The 16,663-nt window shown below is 59.8% G+C and carries 17 protein-coding genes and 1 tRNA gene; 8 read left to right on the forward strand and 10 right to left on the reverse strand.

Annotation, left to right across the window (positions count from 1 at the left end):
* Positions 1-279: 279 nt before the first annotated feature.
* A complete protein-coding gene (gene glpX / locus AB731_RS01575; protein WP_047092695.1) occupies positions 280-1,284 on the reverse strand; it encodes a class II fructose-bisphosphatase in 1,005 nt (334 codons plus the stop codon).
* A gap of 55 nt (positions 1,285-1,339) precedes the next feature.
* Here glpX and AB731_RS01580 point away from each other — a divergent pair, with 55 nt between their 5' ends.
* Positions 1,340-1,822, forward strand: a complete 483-nt coding sequence (locus AB731_RS01580; protein WP_047092694.1) for a hypothetical protein — start codon at positions 1,340-1,342, stop codon at positions 1,820-1,822.
* A gap of 3 nt (positions 1,823-1,825) precedes the next feature.
* Here the strand turns inward: AB731_RS01580 and AB731_RS01585 are convergent, their stop codons facing one another.
* Positions 1,826-3,133 carry a homoserine dehydrogenase gene (locus AB731_RS01585; RefSeq protein WP_047093168.1) on the reverse strand — a complete coding sequence of 436 codons (1,308 nt, stop codon included), beginning with the start codon at positions 3,131-3,133 and terminating at the stop codon, positions 1,826-1,828.
* Between the two features lie 115 nt (positions 3,134-3,248).
* Positions 3,249-4,151 carry a hypothetical protein gene (locus AB731_RS01590; RefSeq protein ID WP_052768906.1) on the reverse strand — a complete coding sequence of 301 codons (903 nt, stop codon included), beginning with the start codon at positions 4,149-4,151 and terminating at the stop codon, positions 3,249-3,251.
* A gap of 357 nt (positions 4,152-4,508) precedes the next feature.
* On the opposite strand from AB731_RS01590, the gene AB731_RS01595 reads away from it, so the two are divergent.
* The 6 genes from AB731_RS01595 to AB731_RS01620 all read left to right on the forward strand — a co-directional run bounded on the left by AB731_RS01595 (position 4,509) and on the right by AB731_RS01620 (position 8,150).
* Positions 4,509-5,189: an energy transducer TonB gene (locus tag AB731_RS01595; RefSeq protein ID WP_047092693.1), complete on the forward strand. Its 681-nt coding sequence runs from the start codon at positions 4,509-4,511 to the stop codon at positions 5,187-5,189.
* A gap of 33 nt (positions 5,190-5,222) precedes the next feature.
* Positions 5,223-6,029 carry a MotA/TolQ/ExbB proton channel family protein gene (locus tag AB731_RS01600; RefSeq protein ID WP_047092692.1) on the forward strand — a complete coding sequence of 269 codons (807 nt, stop codon included), beginning with the start codon at positions 5,223-5,225 and terminating at the stop codon, positions 6,027-6,029.
* Positions 6,030-6,109: 80 nt separating this feature from the next.
* On the forward strand, positions 6,110-6,652 hold the full coding sequence (locus tag AB731_RS01605) for an ExbD/TolR family protein (protein ID WP_047092691.1): 543 nt from the start codon (positions 6,110-6,112) through the stop codon (positions 6,650-6,652).
* 52 nt (positions 6,653-6,704) lie between these two features.
* Positions 6,705-7,142, forward strand: a complete 438-nt coding sequence (locus AB731_RS01610; protein ID WP_047092690.1) for an ExbD/TolR family protein — start codon at positions 6,705-6,707, stop codon at positions 7,140-7,142.
* A 182-nt stretch (positions 7,143-7,324) separates the two neighbouring features.
* Positions 7,325-7,543, forward strand: coding sequence for a hypothetical protein (locus AB731_RS01615; RefSeq protein WP_047092689.1), 219 nt, complete (start codon positions 7,325-7,327; stop codon positions 7,541-7,543).
* An 88-nt stretch (positions 7,544-7,631) separates the two neighbouring features.
* Positions 7,632-8,150 (forward strand): ExbD/TolR family protein, encoded by a 519-nt coding sequence (locus AB731_RS01620; protein ID WP_047092688.1) that lies wholly within the window; start codon positions 7,632-7,634, stop codon positions 8,148-8,150.
* Positions 8,151-8,152: 2 nt separating this feature from the next.
* On the opposite strand, the gene AB731_RS01625 is transcribed toward AB731_RS01620, so the two are convergent.
* The 5 genes from AB731_RS01625 to AB731_RS01645 form a co-directional block, all read right to left on the reverse strand.
* The gene (locus AB731_RS01625; protein WP_047092687.1) at positions 8,153-10,609 is read right to left on the reverse strand and encodes a ligase-associated DNA damage response DEXH box helicase; all 2,457 of its coding nucleotides are present in this window, start codon (positions 10,607-10,609) and stop codon (positions 8,153-8,155) included.
* Between the two features lie 176 nt (positions 10,610-10,785).
* Complete coding sequence (locus AB731_RS01630; protein WP_047092686.1) at positions 10,786-12,141, reverse strand: MFS transporter; 1,356 nt, start codon at positions 12,139-12,141, stop codon at positions 10,786-10,788.
* A 102-nt stretch (positions 12,142-12,243) separates the two neighbouring features.
* Positions 12,244-13,659, reverse strand: coding sequence for a phosphoglucomutase/phosphomannomutase PgmG (pgmG, locus tag AB731_RS01635; RefSeq protein WP_047092685.1), 1,416 nt, complete (start codon positions 13,657-13,659; stop codon positions 12,244-12,246).
* Positions 13,660-13,698: 39 nt separating this feature from the next.
* Positions 13,699-13,983, reverse strand: coding sequence for a J domain-containing protein (locus AB731_RS01640; protein ID WP_047092684.1), 285 nt, complete (start codon positions 13,981-13,983; stop codon positions 13,699-13,701).
* Between the two features lies 1 nt (position 13,984).
* A complete protein-coding gene (locus AB731_RS01645) occupies positions 13,985-14,824 on the reverse strand; it encodes a division plane positioning ATPase MipZ (protein WP_082126305.1) in 840 nt (279 codons plus the stop codon).
* A gap of 92 nt (positions 14,825-14,916) precedes the next feature.
* Between AB731_RS01645 and panC the strand changes: the two genes are divergently transcribed.
* Positions 14,917-15,765 carry a pantoate--beta-alanine ligase gene (gene panC / locus AB731_RS01650; RefSeq protein WP_047092683.1) on the forward strand — a complete coding sequence of 283 codons (849 nt, stop codon included), beginning with the start codon at positions 14,917-14,919 and terminating at the stop codon, positions 15,763-15,765.
* Positions 15,766-15,892: 127 nt separating this feature from the next.
* On the opposite strand, the gene AB731_RS01655 is transcribed toward panC, so the two are convergent.
* Both AB731_RS01655 and AB731_RS01660 read right to left on the reverse strand, forming a co-directional pair.
* Positions 15,893-15,966, reverse strand: a tRNA-Gly gene (locus AB731_RS01655).
* A 62-nt stretch (positions 15,967-16,028) separates the two neighbouring features.
* Positions 16,029-16,661: an OmpA family protein gene (locus AB731_RS01660; RefSeq protein ID WP_052768905.1), complete on the reverse strand. Its 633-nt coding sequence runs from the start codon at positions 16,659-16,661 to the stop codon at positions 16,029-16,031.
* Between the last annotated feature and the right edge of the window lie 2 nt (positions 16,662-16,663).

Consider the following 16,663-nt stretch of genomic DNA (forward strand, 5'->3'; position numbering starts at 1 on the left):
CCTGAGTAGTTGGCTGGTGCGCACGCCCTAGCCCAGCGCCCCATGATTGCAACAGAGGGCGGCAGAGGTTTTCCCGCACGAAGGACGGGCGACTTTCCTACAGCTTGCCAAAAATCGATAGGCAGTCCTGTTTGCGTGGCGGCGTCGGCCGGGAAATTTCCGGCAGGGTGTCACCTTCGGGATTTGGCGATTATGTGTTTCAAGTCAGTAATTTACAGCGATTATTACATGGTGACAGGGTGTAACCTTTATCACCCTGCGGCAGCCGCGCAGGCGGCGCTAGATCTTATGTTCGCTCTTGACCCACCGTATGGTGCCGGAACTGGAGCGCATCACGATTGTCTCGGTCGTCATCTTGCGTTCGCCATTGGGGCGGTGGATGCGTTTTACGCCTTGGAGGAGCGATCCGTCGGTCACGCCGGTGGCGGCAAAAATGCAGTCGCCTTTCGCAAGGTCGTCCAATTTGTAGATGCGGTCGAGGTCTTCGATGCCCCATTTTTCGGCGCGGGCGCGTTCATCGGCATTGCGGAATATCAGCCGCCCGTTGAATTGTCCGCCGACGCAGCGCAGCGCAGCAGCAGCCAACACGCCTTCAGGCGCTCCGCCGCGGCCCATGTACATGTCTATTGTCGTATCCTGATTGGTTGTCGCGATCACGCCAGCGACATCACCGTCTCCGATCAGATAGACACCGCAGCCAAGCCCGCGCAGCTCTGCAATCATGTCCGCATGGCGAGGCCGGTCGAGCACGCAAACGACAATGTCGGCAGGTTCCACACCCTTGGCTGCTGCCACGGCCTGAACGTTCTGCGTGGCGGTTTTTTCCAGACTGATGACATCATCGGGATAGCCCGGCCCGACGGCAATCTTGTCCATGTATACATCTGGCGCGTTGAGCAGGCATCCTTCTTCCGCAGCCGCCAGCACGGCAAGCGCATTCGCACCAGCCTTCGCGGTTATGGTGGTGCCTTCCAGCGGGTCGAGAGCGATATCGATCTTCGGCCCCTTGCCCGGTGCGCCGCCAACCTTTTCGCCAATAAACAGCATCGGCGCTTCATCCATCTCGCCTTCGCCGATGACGACGGTGCCATCAATATAAAGCGAATCGAAGGCGCGGCGCATGGCTTCTACAGCAGCAGCATCGGCGGCCTTTTCATCGCCGCGTCCGATCAGCGCGGATGCGGCAATCGCCGCGCTTTCGGTCACGCGAACCAGCTCGAGTACCAGAACACGATCGATAACACTTTGTTCGCCGCCGTTGGCGCTGCCTGATGTGGAATTCATGGGTAATTCAGCCTCCGATGCGCAATCCGGGCTCGCTTAAGCAGGAGGGGCGGTAATGTCGAGAATCTTGGCCGCGCTGATTGCTGCGGCACCGCTTTATCCGGCAAGCGCCCACGCGCAGCAGGCTTATGGCCCCGCTGACGAAGCTGAAGTGGACGAAGATGCGCCGCTGCCTGCCGACGCAACCGAGCCCTGCAACACCGAGGTTCAGGAAGAAGGCGTGATCTTGGTGTGCCGGGAACTGACCGATTCGGAACGCTACATGTCGCCTCTGCCGCGCCCTACACGGTCGGACAGGGTGATCATTCCGGGCCTCACCGATCCGCCATGCTGGGTCACCAACCCTGCCTCCGTCGGCACAGCATCCTGCATCCGCTTCGGCTATGCGCCGGAACCTGCGTTGATGATCGACGTAACCGCTTTCCCCGAGCCGCTCAGCGCGGAAGACGCCGCATTGGTGTCTGAAGTGGAGCCTGAACCCGATGCCGCAGGTGTGCGTGGCAGGCGGATCCCGATAGACCTCTCCGAAGGCGGCTAGCCCTTACCCGAGCAGCCGCATCACCAGCGGCTCATCAGCCAGGCTAGGAGAACCCGCAAGCAGTTCCATCGCCCGTTCGACAGCGCCTTCGGGCCCTTCATGGGTCACCATGGCGACCAGGACAGGATCATCTTCGTCACCCGGCTGGCCTTGCTGGATCATGCTTTCGATCGAAACGCCCGCATCGCGCATGGCAGCAGTAATCTCGGCCAGAACGCCAGGGCGGTCCGCCACCAGAAAGCGCAGATACGCGCGGTTGCGGCGATTTCCCGGATCAGCAGGAGCGCTGGCTTCAAGCTGGGAGACGGGCAAGGAAAAAGGCGGCGGCACATTGCCGCGCGCAATATCGATAAGATCGGCAACAACGGCGCTGGCCGTCGGCCCGTCACCGGCGCCCGCGCCTTCGAACAGCAGTCTTCCGGAGTAATTGCCTTCCGCAACCACGGCATTCGTCGCCCCGCCAACTCCTGCAAGTGGATGGCTGACGGGTACGAGGTATGGCGCGACCCGCTGGAACAGGTGGCGGCTGCCATCAGCGTTCTCGCAATCGGCCAGCCCGATCAGGCGAATCACATAACCAAGAGCGCGTGCCTGCGCGATATCAGCAGCGCGAATACGGCTGATACCTGTGGTTGCGACGGCATCGAAATCCAGCCGCGTTCCAAAAGCCAGCGCCGCCAGCAGCGACAGTTTGTGCGCGGCATCCACACCTTCGATATCGAATGTCGGATCGGCCTCGGCATAACCAAGCGCCTGGGCCTCGCCCAGCACATCGGCAAAGTCGCGGCCTGTGCTTTCCATTTCGGACAGGATATAATTACATGTGCCGTTGAGAATGCCGTAAATCCGCTCGATCCGGTTTGCCGCAGCGCCTTCGCCAAGCCCCTTGATCGCCGGGATGCCCCCCGCCACCGCAGCTTCATACCGCATGGCAGCGCCCTGCGATTCGGCAAGTTCGCCAAGCTCCAGTCCATGATGGGCCACCATCGCCTTGTTCGCAGTGACGAGGTCTTTGCCAGCTGCCAAAGCCTTGCGCGCCAAAGCAAGCGCTGGCCCGTCAGAGCCGCCAACCAGTTCGACAACCACATCCACGTCTTCACGCGCGGCAAGCACGGTCATGTCGTCTTCCCACGCATAGGAAGAGATATCGATGCCGCGATCTTTCGTCCTGTCACGCGCGGAAACAGCGGTGATTTCGATCGGCCTGCCCGCACGCTGCGCAATCAATCCGCCATTTTCGCCAAGCAGCCGGATCACGCCCGCCCCGACTGTACCCAGCCCTGCAAGAGCGATTCGCAATGTCTCTGCCATGATGACCCCTGTTTCCATAATGCGCGGCCAATGGCCTGCCATGTCACTTGCGTGGCGAGGTAATCGGCGATGCCTGGCTTGGCTAGCGTGCAAACGAATGCACGCGACTAATCCCTCAGCTGTAACGCCGTGCGCATGGGCCAAGCTCGGCCAGCACGAAGGCGTAGTCGCGGCGTGCGCGCTCCTGCGATTCGCGGTCTCCCTGCAAGAAAGAACTGTCGGGCAGCTGAGCGGGCAGGAAGCACGCGAATTGATACCACGCCAGCGATTCGGGTTCCGGTGGCCGAGCGGACGTGTCCACGATTTCGCCAAGGGAAACGCCCCACTGCGGGGTCATTCCGGGGCGCCGGATTACACTAAGCGACACTGGCGTTCCGTCGCGCGTTTCGATGAACATCTGCGTTTCCGATTCGCCCGCCAGATTGCCCGGCACAGAAATCACATCGCGCAATCCGATGATCGCAGGAGGGGCATCGGCTGCAGCCAGTTGGCGCAGCACCCGGCGCACGCGGCCTTCCAAAACAGGGCCTGCGGGGAACATCGCCCGGCTGGATACAAGTTGCACTTCGCCTGGCCTGCCGCGCGCCTGATCGGCAAAAATGATATAGTCACGTTCTTCAAGATCGGGCGCATCACCATCCGTCTCGCGGTCCACATCAGTCACAAAAATCAGCGATTGGCCAACGCCAGTGCCGGAGGCCAACAGATTGCGTGTGAGCGTTTCAAGATACAGCCGTACGCGCTCCGGCGGCACGTCGGGCACGCGTTCGGGTGGAAAAGCTGCCTGCTTATCTACCCCAACAATCGCAACCAGATCAGCAGCCTGCGCGAAGGTGACGAGATCGACGTAGGTCGGATCTTCACCGGGACCCAGTTCGGCAGTGACCGGGCCCCTGTCGTTGCCGCGCGATTGCGCAGGCACGGTGGTGGAACATGCGGCAAGAACCGCACCAGCCAGCATGATGAAGGCGATTTGCCGGAACTGCGGCATGCGGAAGTTTGGGATGCTGTTGTTCATGACGCTTCTCCTGCCCCGACTGTCCCTTTGCTGGCAAGAGCACAGACAATTCCGCTGGCAATCGAGTGCGGGCTGCCGCCGGTCGGTAGTACTGAGCGAAACGGCCGTGAATTGCCACTGAACGGATAAAGCGTTTGCCCATATCCTTATGGAACGTTAAGACGCGCCTCCTCAGCCCGAGAACATTAGAAAAATAACAGGGCTGTTGCCATACGGGCACGTTTTGTGTCGCGGGTTGTTAAAACCTCTGCCATGAAAGTTTGGCTGGACAACAAATCACTGTGACTGGCAGGGTGCGAATCTTGTTTGTCGCGAAAGTCGGCTTTGCCGGCATTGGAAACGGAGTGAAGGGACTGGATGGCTTACGCTGACCAAGAAATGAGCGGTAATCGCATTATCGCGATTATCATCGTTGCCCTCATCCACGTTGGCATTGGCTATTTGCTGATTTCCGGACTCGCCTACTCGGCGGTGAAAGAAGCGGTAGAGCGGGTGACTACAGTGGACATTGAGGACGAACCGGAACCACCGGAGCCGGAGGATGAACCTCCGCCGCCGGAAGAAAATGTGGCTCCGCCGCCGCCGGTCGCGCCTCCGCCGCCGATCAGCATCGCGCCGAATCCGCCGCCGGTACGCACGCAGCCGAACATTCCGCCGCCGGCACCGCCTGCGCGTATTGTTCCGCCGCCTGCACCAGCAGCGCCGCCCGCGCCGCCACCGCCACCGCCACCAGCACCGCCTTCGCAGGCACGTGGTGTGTCGCCGGACGGTCAGGCTCGTTGGACCCGTCGCATCATCGAGAACTATCCTTCGCGGGCACTTCGCCGTGAAATCGAAGGCACGGTGGGTGTTGCGGTTACAGTTGGCCCCGACGGGCGCGTGGCGAGTTGCCGCGTAACCCGGTCAGCCGACCCAATCCTTGACCAGGCCGCGTGCGACGATCTCACACGCTATGGTCGCTTTAATCCCGCTCTCAATGATGCCGGCAACCCGATTTCGGGAAGTTGGGCTACCAACATCGTTTACCAGCTTAACTGATACGAATTTTCTCTAGGAAGAGGACTAAACAGCATGTTTATCGAACTTTTGGCCACTGCCGCTTCGGACGCGGCGCCGGAAACTTCCTTTGGCTTCATGGAAGCCATGGAAGAAGGCGGCCCTGTCGCATGGTCGATCCTTACCGTCATGATCATCATGTCGGTCGGATCGTTCTACATCCTGATCACCAAGTATTTTGAACAGAACAAGGTGATGAAGGAATATCGCACAAACCGTGCCGCTTTCTGGCGCGCCGGTTCCATGAAAGAAGGCGCGACCAAGTTCGACAAGAACAGCGCATGGCGCCAGCTCGTCGATGACGGCATCCGTGCCGGCGACGAATCGGCCAAGATGACCGATAGCCTCGAATCGCATGATTGGCTGCACGGCACGCTTGCGCGTTCCGAATCTGCCATCAATGCCAAACTTGCAGGCGGCCTGCCGTTCCTCGCAACGGTTGGTGCAACAGCGCCGTTTGTTGGCCTTCTCGGTACAGTGATCGGGATCTACCGCGCACTGATCAAGATCGGTGCAACCGGCTCCGCCTCGATCGATCAGGTTGCTGGTCCGGTTGGTGAAGCACTCATCATGACCGCCATCGGTCTGCTCGTCGCTGTGCCGGCTGTGTTCGCTTACAACTACCTGCAGTCGCGCAACCGTCGCATCGCAGCGATGCTTTCGGGCTTCTCGACCGACCTTCAGGCGAACATCACTTCGCATGGCCAAGTGAAGCCTGCCGTCATGACTGCAAGCTCCACACAGGCATCGGCCAAGGCCGCGAAGACTGCTCCGGCAGCGGCACGTCCGGCTGGCTCGGCCACGCCGACGAACAAGGCCTGATCCAGGCGAATACGAAAGGGCGGGCACCTTCACATGCTGGTGCCCGCCGCTTCCCTGCTTACGTGAGATAGGACGAAACTATGGCAATCAGTGTTGGCGGCGAAGAAAGGCCGATGTCTGACATCAACACCACGCCGTTGGTGGATGTCATGCTGGTGCTGCTGATCATCTTCCTGATTGCGGTTCCGGTGGCCATTCAGACGGTCGAAGAACTGCAGATTCCGATCATTGCGACTCAGGAATCGGATGACAAAGTCGAAAACCTTCTGATCACCGTGACCACCACGGACGTGAATGGCCGCACGCCAGGAACTATTCGTTCCGGGTTTGAGGGCGCCACACGTGATGGCGAATGCCGGGTGTTCTTCAACAACACCACGCTGGTTGATTCGACGGAATTGTACGATGCTGCTTTTGAACGTCTGGACGCGATCGTTCAGCGTGCCGGCGGCCCCGAAGCCATCATGGCAGATCCCGAGTTGATCCCGCAGGTGCACATCCGCGGCGACATCAACGCGCCCTGGCGCTGCGTTGCTGGTACCATTTTCAATGTGCAGGCAGCTGGTTACCCAACCATCGCCTTCATTTCGAACCCGGTCGATCCGAACGGCCCCAGCGGTTAATCGGTCTTCGATCATCGGCCTCGGCTGACGATTTTTTTAGGAGTACGCACTCATGGCAATGGCAGGCGGCAGCGACGACGGCTCGCCGATGATGGAAATGAACATGACGCCGTTGATCGACGTCCTGCTCGTTCTCCTCATCATGTTCATCATCACCATCCCGGTCGCGACGCACGCAATCAACATCGATTTGCCTGCGCCCGACCCCAACAGCAACCCACCAGAGGTTGACCCGATCACCAACAAGATCGTGCTCACACCAGATAACCAGATCCTGTGGAACGGCGAATCCATCACACAGGGCGGCCTGGTCAGCAATTTGCAGCAATCGATGGCGTTCGCGGTTGAGCCAGAGCTTCAGTTCGAACCGGAAGCGAATGCCAGCTACGATCTGTCAGCCCAGGTCCTGACCCTGATCAAGGCCTCGGGCGTCACGAAGTTCGGTTTTGTGGGTAATGAAAAATACCGCCAGTTCGGTAGCGGCGCATAGTCGCTCCGTACCGATCGGTTTGAAAAAGGGCGGCCCAGGTCGCCCTTTTTTGTGCCTGGGCCAATGCGATGTGGCCCGCCTCAGCCTCGCCCAAGCCCCGATTGACAATTTGACATACCCCTTCGGACGTGATGTTATCCTATCACATTCCGGCGCAGCGTTGTTAGCGAAAGGGGAAGCGCATGGCCATTAGATCCCGTCTGCTCGAAGCAGATCTGCCAGTGGGTGACCGCCAGACAACGGACACGCAAGAGATTGCCTTGGCAATAACCCGCACAGGCGCGCTGCTATGGAATGGCCAGCAGGTGAACCGTCCTGAATTGAAAGCCCGTCTCGCGCTGGCCGCGGCCGGCCCAGAGGAGACGGTTATTCGTTTCGAACCCGATGCGAGCACCAGCTAAAACGATGCCGTGCAGGTCCTCCAATTGCTAGGGGAGGCCAATATCCACCGCTTTGCCTTTGACCGAAACCATCAGTACCGCTCCTTCCATGCGGAGTAATAATCGTCGCAGCAGGCACCAGCCTCCTTTCGATCATGGCGAGCCGATCTGGCGGCCCTCATTTGCACCATTGGCGGCGATCTGGCTGATCAGCGCGACAATGGTGATGGCTGTTTACACCAATCCTGCCCACGCGATTCTGGTCGACTTGCCTTTGCCGACGATGAGTGGCGATCTGGGGTCGCTTTCTACAGTGGGTAACAGACTTTCTATCGCGCGAGACGGAACTCTTTATTGGAATTCGCAATTAGTCAGCGAAGGCGAACTCAGCAAGTTGCTCGATCAAACGATGGTCGAATTTCCGCAACCTGCATTATGGTTCGAACCCGATGGAGACGCATCATACGAAAGCGCGGCACATGTGCTAGCGCTCTTGCGTGAAAAGCAGCTGCTCGATCGCTGCTTCCGCTTCTCGAACGCTCCACTTTATCGTCAATATGAAAGTCCACAGCCTTCAGAATTGCCGACTTTCCAGCGTCGGGATTGCGATATGCCCAGCGGATACTGATTTCATTCCAGCCCCTCGGGCAAACCTTCCACCTGCATGGCAGCGCCTGCCAGCGTCTCCGCCTCCAGCAGCAATTCATCATCGGCCCCGCCTTGAGGCACGGACTCGCGCCCGATCATTACCATTACCGGCACCGCTAGCGGACTGACACGATCGAGGACAACGTGCTCCAGCCTTGCCTCCGCAGTATCCAGCAGATCACCCAACCGCCCGATATCAGTCATCCGCGCCCGCGCATCGGCCCAGGCCGCCTCGATCAGCACGTGATCGGGTTCATACTTGCGCAGCACATCGTAGATAAGGTCGGTGCTGAAAGTGACCTGGCGCCCGCTCTTGCGTTTGCCAGGATGCTGCCGCTCCACCAATCCACCGATCACAGCGACTTCGCGAAAGGCACGGCGCAGCAGGTGCGAATCCTGCACCCAGTCTATGAATTCGTCGGTCAAGATATCGGGCGATAGTAGCGGCCGCGGATCCTCCACCGGCTTCAGCCCCCACACTGCCAGTGAGTAATCATTGGCCACGAAACCACCGGGCATCAGGCCCATAGCTTCCATCCGGGCCGTAATCAGCATGCCGAGCGACTGGTTCGCGTTCCAGCCGGTGAAAGTATAATATACCGTATAATGCCGCTTCGCATGGGGGAAGCTTTCCACGAGCAAATTGTCCGGCCCCGGCATCTGGCTGCGCCAATCCTGTACCTCCAACCATTCGCGCACATCATCGGGGAAGCGGGACCATCCTGCGCGGTTGGTCAGTAATCCGCGCACACGCTCCGCCAGATGGGTGGTGAGCGGCAGGCGAAGGCCACCGTAGGAAGGGATCATCGCGGACTTCTTGCTGGCGCGCACGATCAGTTCCATGTCCTTGATCTGCTCGACCTCAACATTTACGCCGCTGAACTGGAATGTGTCTCCCGGCCTCAGGCCGGCGCCAAAGCGCTCCTCCACCCGGCCAAGCGAACGCCCGTTGCGAAAGCGCACCTCCAACATCTCTGAATCAATAATGATGCCCGCATTCATCCGGTGCCGGTAAGCTTGATCAGGATGGGTCAGCCGCCATGTGCCGTCCTTGTCGCGGGTGATACGCTTGAACTTGTCATAAGCCTTGAGCGAATATCCCCCGGTCGCCACAAATTCGAGAACCCGAATCCAGGTGGCATCATCCACTTGAGCGTAGGGCCAGCAAGATCGCACTTCATTCAACAGCGCACGCTCTTCAAACGGTGCAGCGCAGGCGCAGGCCATCACATGCTGGGCCAGGACATCCAGACCGCCCGGGCGGAAATCTTCGCCATCGCGCTGGCCTTCGTCGACGGCATCCATCGCCGCAGTAGCCTCGAGAAACTCGAAGCGGTTGCCGGGCACCAACAACGCGCGACTGGGGCTGTCGAGCCGATGATTGGCGCGCCCTATCCGCTGGAGCAGACGACTGGACCCCTTGGGCGCGCCCATCTGCACCACAAGATCAATATCGCCCCAATCTACCCCCAGATCGAGGCTGGCCGTGCACACCAGCGCCCGCAGCTCGCCGCGCGCCATAGCGTCTTCGACCTTCCGGCGGGCTTCTTTTGATAGCGAGCCATGATGGATGCCAATGGGCAGATTGTCGTCATTCGCATCCCACAGGTTCTGGAAGATATATTCGGCCAGAAAGCGGGTATTGGTGAAAACGAGCGTCGTATTGTTCTTGCGGATACGCTCATACAGCTGGGGAATCGCCCATGTCGCCGCATGGCCGCCCCACGGCACCCGCTCTTCAACGGGCAGCAGGATTTCAACCTCCGGCTCGGCACCTTGTTCGCCTCGCACCAAATCGACGGCATCCATGTCTCCCCACGGCGCGATCCAAGCAGCGAAGGATTCAGGATCGGCGACTGTGGCAGAAAGCGCCGCGCGCTGCATATCTGGGGCAATGGCCTGAAGGCGGGATAGCGACAGCGCCAGAAGATCACCGCGTTTCTGCGTGGCAAAGGCGTGGATTTCGTCCACCACCACACGCTTCAGCCCAGCAAACAACTCAAAACTTTCAGGGTAACTGAGCAGCAGAGAGAGGCTTTCCGGCGTTGTCAGAAGGATATTCGGCGGCTTGCTGCGTTGCCGCTTCTTTTTGTCGGACGATGTATCGCCGCTGCGCGTCTCAATGCGCAGGTCCAGCCCCATCTCCTCCACCGGAGTGATCAGGTTGCGCTGCACATCATGCGCCAGGGCCTTCAGCGGCGAGATGTATAGTGTGTGCAGGCCTGCGGGAGGCGCGCCATCACCAATGCGCGAGGGGCAGAACGCAGCGAGCGTTGGCAGAAATCCTGCCAATGTCTTGCCCGCGCCCGTGTCGGCCACCAGCATGGCGTGCTTGCCTGCATCACTTGTGCCCAGCATTTCGGCCTGATGCCGGCGGACGCGCCATCCGCGCCCTTTGAACCACGCCGTGATCTCCGGGGGGACGCCGGGCTCGCTCATCCGGCTATGCATTTTCTTGCACGGGTGTGACGGGGCCACGAGGCAATATGTGCCGCACTCGCGATCTGATTTGAAGGGCACACGGATGAAGCAGGAATTCGGCAAGGAATCATAACCCCTTGTCGCAGAGGAAGCCACTTTAGGGAACGGCCTGAATCTGATGCAGCGCCCTGATTTTAATCGCGGCGGGGCACTATGCCTTCGCCCTGCACCAGTTTTTGGGCAACCGCCTTGCGAATGGATTCGCGCCGCGGATAGCGAACGAAGAGCAGCGCCGTGCCGGACACGGCGCATACTGCGGATGCGCCGAAGAACATCAGAGTCGGTTGGCCGATTCCGTCAGCCCAGGCGGCCATCGCATTGCCGACAGGTCGCCCCAAATTGCCCAGTCCCATGTAGAGGGTGAACTGCGTTGCCGCGACGGCCGGCACACACATCCGCATGCATAGGGGAATGGCACTCGCCAAGACAAAGAAGGCGAGTAGATCGAATGCGAATACGTAGCTGCGCAGGAACCACGTTTCCGCCCACAGTCCGGGCAGCAGTCCGAATGCGGCTGGCAGTGCCGCGCAACCGAAAATTGCCACGATGAGTGCGCGCTGTGTGCCGATCTTCTGAACCGCATAGCCGCCCAAAACCAGCCCAAGTATTCCGCTGAATAATGACGATAGCGAGATGAGGTCGGTATACTCGCTCATCGTCCAACCGGCCTGCTGGGTGAAGAGTTCGGGGAAATAGGCTTCTATCACGCCATAGGCTACTGAACGCGAGGCCATCACCGGGATAAGGATGATACTGAGCAAGGGGATCATGGCCAGCGCCGCACCCTTGATCAACGGCCGCCATGCATCCACCTGGACCTCCAGATTTTCCCGGTGGCTTTGACCGCTGGTCCAGGGCAGCCGCTTCTCTCCCCCACGCTCCCGAATGGCGATCCCGTAAAGCATCACCGTTGCCGGTACGATGGACAGGATAGCAATGCCTATCGGCAGGCCGAACGCCTCGAACAGCTGCCCGCCAGCCCAGGTCGCAAGGGCTAGACCGAGAAGTTGCGATGCCATCATCATGCTGGCCGCGTACGACCGCTCTTCCTCCTCCATTATGTCCACAGCGAGGCTATCTATGCCGACATCCTGGAAAGTGACCGCGACATTCGCGGCAAAGGCCATGGCCGCAATCAGTGTGACTTCGGTCGGCACAGGATTGAACAACGCCAGCGCAAGGAAGCTAAGTGTGATCAGCGATTGTGCACCTATGATCCAGACGCGGCGTCGGCCCATAGGGAGATAGGTGTAGCGATCAATGATGAAGCCATCGATCAGCTTCAGCGTCCATGGAAGGTTCGCAGCAGCCACTACAGTGGCGATTTCCGCCGTACCGGCACCCCCGGCAGCCATCCACGCCGGAACTGCGTAAAAGAACACGCCGAGCGGAAAACCCTGCGTAAAGTAGAACAAAAACAACGTCAGAAGCCGTAACGGCTTGCTGCGTGTAAGAATAAGCCGATCACCGGCCAGTGCTATGCTTGCCATGAAGTCCCCCCAATTCAGGAGAGAATGACGCTTTCCAGGAATTTGTCCATAGTTGCAGCGTATCCGGCCGCGATGAGCCAGCTCTTCAAGATTTTGACTCTATCAGTGCCCGGCGCTTTCACCACGTTCCAGTCCGCTCAATTGCAATTGCCGGTCGATCTGGGCCAGCAGGCGGTCCAATCCTTCCTGCGTATCGCTTTCGGCGCGGGCAACCAGCACGTCTTGCGTGTTGGATGCCCGCAGCAGCCACCATCCGTCCGCGTTCGTCACCCGCACGCCGTCAGTCGTGTCAGCCACCGCGTCGCTGGCAGCAATGCGCGCGGCGATTTCGCCAATCGCGGCAAATTTGCGGCTTTCGTCCACTTGAAATCGCAATTCGGGCGTATTGAGCATGGCAGGCATTTCGCCGCGCAGCTGCGTCACCGATTTGCCCAGCCGCGCCGCGGCGGCGATCAGGCGAATCCCGGCGTACAGCGCATCATCAAAGCCGTAATAAGTGTCTGCGAAAAACACATGCCCGCTCATCTCGCCCGCCAAAGGCGAAGAAACTTCCTTCATTTTGGACTTAATCAGCGAGTGGCCGGTTTTCCACATAATCGGCTTGCCGCCGTGCTTTTCGACATGGTCAAACAGTGCGCGGCTGGCCTTCACATCGGCGATAATGGTCGAATTAGGTAGATTCCCCAGGAGGTCTTCGGCGTAAATCATTAGTAGTTGATCACCCCAGATGACGCGGCCTTCGCCGTCGATAGCGCCGATCCGGTCGCCATCGCCGTCAAAGGCTATTCCGAAGTCGCAGGACTTCTCGGCAACCAGGGCCCGCAGGTCTTCAAGGTTAGCTTCAACAGTGGGATCAGGGTGATGGTTGGGAAAGTCTCCGTCTACTTCGGTGAAAAGCAGATGATGTGTTCCGGGCAGGCGCGCGGCCAGTTTTTCCAGCGCCGGCCCGGCGGCACCATTGCCAGCGTCCCACGCCACGGTGAGACCGCTCAGCGTACCCGGGTTGATCCCGTCCAGCGCGGTCAGCATCCGGTCGATATAGGCGTCAATGATGTCGACGCTTTCGACTTCGCCGAACCCATCGACCCAATCCCCTTCGGCGGCCATTGTGCCGAGCGTCTGGATATCGACGCCGAAGAACGGTCGCCCGCGAAATACCATTTTGAAGCCATTGTAATTGGCGGGATTGTGGCTGCCAGTTATCTGAATGCCGCCATCCACCTCTTCGGCTGAGGCTTCAGCATAATACAGCATCGGGGTAGCGCCCATGCCAATGCAGCGCACATTACAGCCGCTGGAGGTCAGGCCTTCGATCAAGGCACGTTCGAGAATGGGTGAGCTGACCCGGCCATCGTAACCGACTGCGACAAGTGGCTTCTTTGCGCCCCCCAGATCACGCACCAATAGCGTGCCGAACCCGCGGCCAATCGCGCGCGCGTCATCCGGCCCGAGCGTTTCGCCAATAATACCGCGAATATCGTATTCGCGCAGAACTGTCGGGTGGAAGTCGTAAGTCATAAGAAGCAGGCACCTTTTCCGAAGATGCTGCGCGATAACTCAGCGTACTTCGCGGGGCAACTCATCCAGAAGCAGATCGCGTGCCGCATTGGCTTCATGCACCTGTTCGTTAGATCCGCCGCGATCAGGGTGAACCATTGCGACAAGCCGCTTGTGCGCTGCGATAATATCTGGCCTGCTGGCGCGGGCTTCCACGCCCAGCAGACGGCGCGCGCGGGAAAGCGCATGATTGCGGGTGCTGTCCTTGGGCTGCCACGGCCAGCGTCCGAATATCCAGCGGAAGAACAGCAGCAGAGCGCCGCCGATAACAATAAATTTCAACATCTCAAGCGGGCACCGGCGCGGGCTTGGTGGCTGGCAGACTTGGCGCTTCGACCTGCTGCCTTGCCGGCATCTTGAGGCGCAAGTTCTGCACCAGATTGCGCAGTTCCTGCCGGGCTACCAGATGGCTGGTGCCCAGTTCGCCCAATTGCCCCTTGTCCAGCAAGGTCAGACCGGACGGAAACAGTTCGCGGTATACCACCCGTTCCGACAAGCCTTGCACCGCGCGGAAGCCAACGCGTTTGGAAAGTTCGGTCAGTGCCTGTTCGATACGCCGCTGGTTGCGCGCGTCGGTGTAGCCGGTGCGGTTGCGCACCACGACCCAATCCATCTCGCTTCTGTGTTCTTCCAGCTGGGCACGGCTGCGCTTGATGCGCGCTTCCCAGATCAGCTCTGCATAAAAGGACAATTTGCGCACTTTGAAAGTTTCCGCATCGACTTGCCCGATCAGATCGAAATCGACGAAGCTGTCGTTCATTGGGGTGACAAGCGTATCGGCGCTGGCAGCCACATGCCGAGCGAAGGGATCGTCGCGTCCCGGCGTGTCGAAAATCAGGAAATCTGCGCCTTCGGAAAGCCGCGCGGCCTCTTCTTCCAGCGCCTCTATCGTGTCGCCGTGGCAGGTGTCGAACACTGGACCTGGCAACGCAATATTGCGGCGAAGCTGCGTTGTGGCGCGGTTTTCGCAATAGCGGAAGAAAGTGGCTTGCCGCGTATCCAGATCAAGTGCGGCGACCTTCGCCCCCTGATACGCCAGCGCAACTGCCACATGCACAGCAGTGGTTGATTTGCCCGTCCCGCCCTTTTCATTTGCAAATACGATGCGGTGGGGCCCGGATGGCAAGGGAGTGATCGGCAAATCGGGCACTGGTGGGCTTTCTCTTGGTTGAGGAGGCGGCTAGCCTCGGAATCGTGTTCTACCGGAGAGACTAACCCATGCAAACCGTGACCACCCTGCCGCAACTGCGCCAAGCTGTGGATGAATTGCGCAAGAGCGGGCGGATTGCTCTCGTACCGACGATGGGCGCGCTGCACGAAGGCCACCTGACCCTGATGCGGGAGGCCGCGAAAGTGGGACAGCATGTCGCCGCATCAATCTTCGTCAATCCGCGCCAGTTCGGGCCCAATGAAGATCTGGATGCCTATCCGCGCCAATTGGCTGAAGATTCTGCCAAGTTGGAGGCGGAAGGCGTCTCCCTGCTATGGGCGCCGGATGCAGAGGTGATGTATCCGCCAGGCTATGCGACCAATATCAGCGTGTCCGGCGTCAGCACAGGACTGTGCGGCGGAAACCGGCCCGGCCATTTTGACGGTGTGGCAACGGTGGTATGCAAGCTGTTCAATCAGGTCCGGCCCGATTTCGCCCTGTTCGGGGAGAAAGATTGGCAACAACTCGCCGTGATCCGCCGCATGGCGCGCGATCTCGATCTCGTATTGCCGAGCGTCGACCGAATTCACGGTGTCCCGACCATACGCGAGGCAGACGGCCTCGCCATGAGCAGCCGCAATGCCTATCTTTCGGCTGAGGATCGCGCCGCCGCCGCAACGCTGCCGCGCGCGATGAGGGAAGCCATTGCACGCATTGGCGCTAGCCAGGAAGTCCACGCCACGCTCGCCATGCTTGAGGACGAGCTGCTGGGTGCAGGGTTTGCAAGTGTGGATTATGCCGAATTGCGCGACGCCGACTCGATTAAGGTTCTGGAAGCAAACAACAGCAACGCCCGGCTGTTTGTGGCGGCGCGCATCGGCGGCACTCGATTGATCGACAATATGGAAGTCATTTGAACGCGGCGCGCAACACCGATCGGAAAGCGACCGACAGGGCCGAATGGCCGCCCACAGGCTTCCCGCAACGGAGCCAAGGGAGCAGTGCCGAGGATGTGAGCGCGGATGCGCCCGCCTGAAGAAAAGCTGGAGCGGGTAGCGGGAATCGAACCCGCATAGCCAGCTTGGAAGGCTGGAGCTTTACCACTAAGCTATACCCGCGTTGGGCGCGCAGATGCCACCGGCAGGGCCGCCCCGTCAAGCCTTCGCTTCGTCAGATGTCCTTAGCTTTCGTCAGCAACGCCATCATTTGGCGAGGGGGCGGTGGCAGCGCGGCCTGATGCCGGCGCTATTCGCACTTCCACCCGGCGATTGTTCCGACGACCCTGTTCGTTCGGGGTACCATCCGGCCGCGCGTTGGGCTCGGCAGGGTTTTGCTCTCCAAACGCGATCACGCGGATGCGGCTGTCTTTGACACCGCGCTCCACAAGCCAGGCGGCAACCGCTTCGGCGCGCGCGCGCGACGCGCGCAGATTGGCCTGATCATTGCCCGAACTATCTGTATGCCCTTCCAGGATTACCGGCCATTCTTCTGCAATCGCGTCTGATCGCATGATGCTTGCCAGCATCCGTTCAGCCCGCGCGTCAATATCGGATCCGTCCGGAAAAGGTATCGTGATTTCAATTGGTTCTGAAGGTTCTTCTGCCGGTTCAACCGGTGCCACATCCTCTCGAATGATCGAGACAGCCGGGCTTTCACTGACACTGGGTGACGGCGTCGCCAGTGGAACTTCCGCGCTCGCAACTGGCGAGGGCTCTTCCTCGCTTGTGTCATCGCGGCGCAATTCGCAGGCGGACAGCGCGCTGGCAGCAATGGCCAGCGCGGCGTAACGGGCGATAGTGTGGCGATTGCTCATAG

Source organism: Aurantiacibacter marinus, assembly GCF_001021555.1.
In the GTDB taxonomy this organism is placed as follows: Bacteria; Pseudomonadota; Alphaproteobacteria; order Sphingomonadales; family Sphingomonadaceae; genus Alteraurantiacibacter; species Alteraurantiacibacter marinus.

Bases quoted from the DNA above. Each gene is read 5' to 3' on its own strand.
- AB731_RS01600 (WP_047092692.1), top strand. From the start codon at position 5,223: ATGTTTATCGAACTTTTGGCCACTGCCGCTTCGGACGCGGCGCCGGAA.
- AB731_RS01615 (WP_047092689.1), top strand. From the start codon at position 7,325: ATGGCCATTAGATCCCGTCTGCTCGAAGCAGATCTGCCAGTGGGTGAC.
- AB731_RS01660 (WP_052768905.1), bottom strand. From the start codon at position 16,661: ATGAGCAATCGCCACACTATCGCCCGTTACGCCGCGCTGGCCATTGCT.
- AB731_RS01580 (WP_047092694.1), top strand. From the start codon at position 1,340: ATGTCGAGAATCTTGGCCGCGCTGATTGCTGCGGCACCGCTTTATCCG.
- pgmG (WP_047092685.1), bottom strand. From the start codon at position 13,659: ATGACTTACGACTTCCACCCGACAGTTCTGCGCGAATACGATATTCGC.
- AB731_RS01630 (WP_047092686.1), bottom strand. From the start codon at position 12,141: ATGGCAAGCATAGCACTGGCCGGTGATCGGCTTATTCTTACACGCAGC.
- AB731_RS01640 (WP_047092684.1), bottom strand. From the start codon at position 13,983: ATGTTGAAATTTATTGTTATCGGCGGCGCTCTGCTGCTGTTCTTCCGC.
- AB731_RS01590 (WP_052768906.1), bottom strand. From the start codon at position 4,151: ATGAACAACAGCATCCCAAACTTCCGCATGCCGCAGTTCCGGCAAATC.
- glpX (WP_047092695.1), bottom strand. From the start codon at position 1,284: ATGAATTCCACATCAGGCAGCGCCAACGGCGGCGAACAAAGTGTTATC.
- panC (WP_047092683.1), top strand. From the start codon at position 14,917: ATGCAAACCGTGACCACCCTGCCGCAACTGCGCCAAGCTGTGGATGAA.
- AB731_RS01605 (WP_047092691.1), top strand. From the start codon at position 6,110: ATGGCAATCAGTGTTGGCGGCGAAGAAAGGCCGATGTCTGACATCAAC.
- AB731_RS01610 (WP_047092690.1), top strand. From the start codon at position 6,705: ATGGCAATGGCAGGCGGCAGCGACGACGGCTCGCCGATGATGGAAATG.
- AB731_RS01620 (WP_047092688.1), top strand. From the start codon at position 7,632: ATGCGGAGTAATAATCGTCGCAGCAGGCACCAGCCTCCTTTCGATCAT.
- AB731_RS01585 (WP_047093168.1), bottom strand. From the start codon at position 3,133: ATGGCAGAGACATTGCGAATCGCTCTTGCAGGGCTGGGTACAGTCGGG.
- AB731_RS01625 (WP_047092687.1), bottom strand. From the start codon at position 10,609: ATGAGCGAGCCCGGCGTCCCCCCGGAGATCACGGCGTGGTTCAAAGGG.
- AB731_RS01595 (WP_047092693.1), top strand. From the start codon at position 4,509: ATGGCTTACGCTGACCAAGAAATGAGCGGTAATCGCATTATCGCGATT.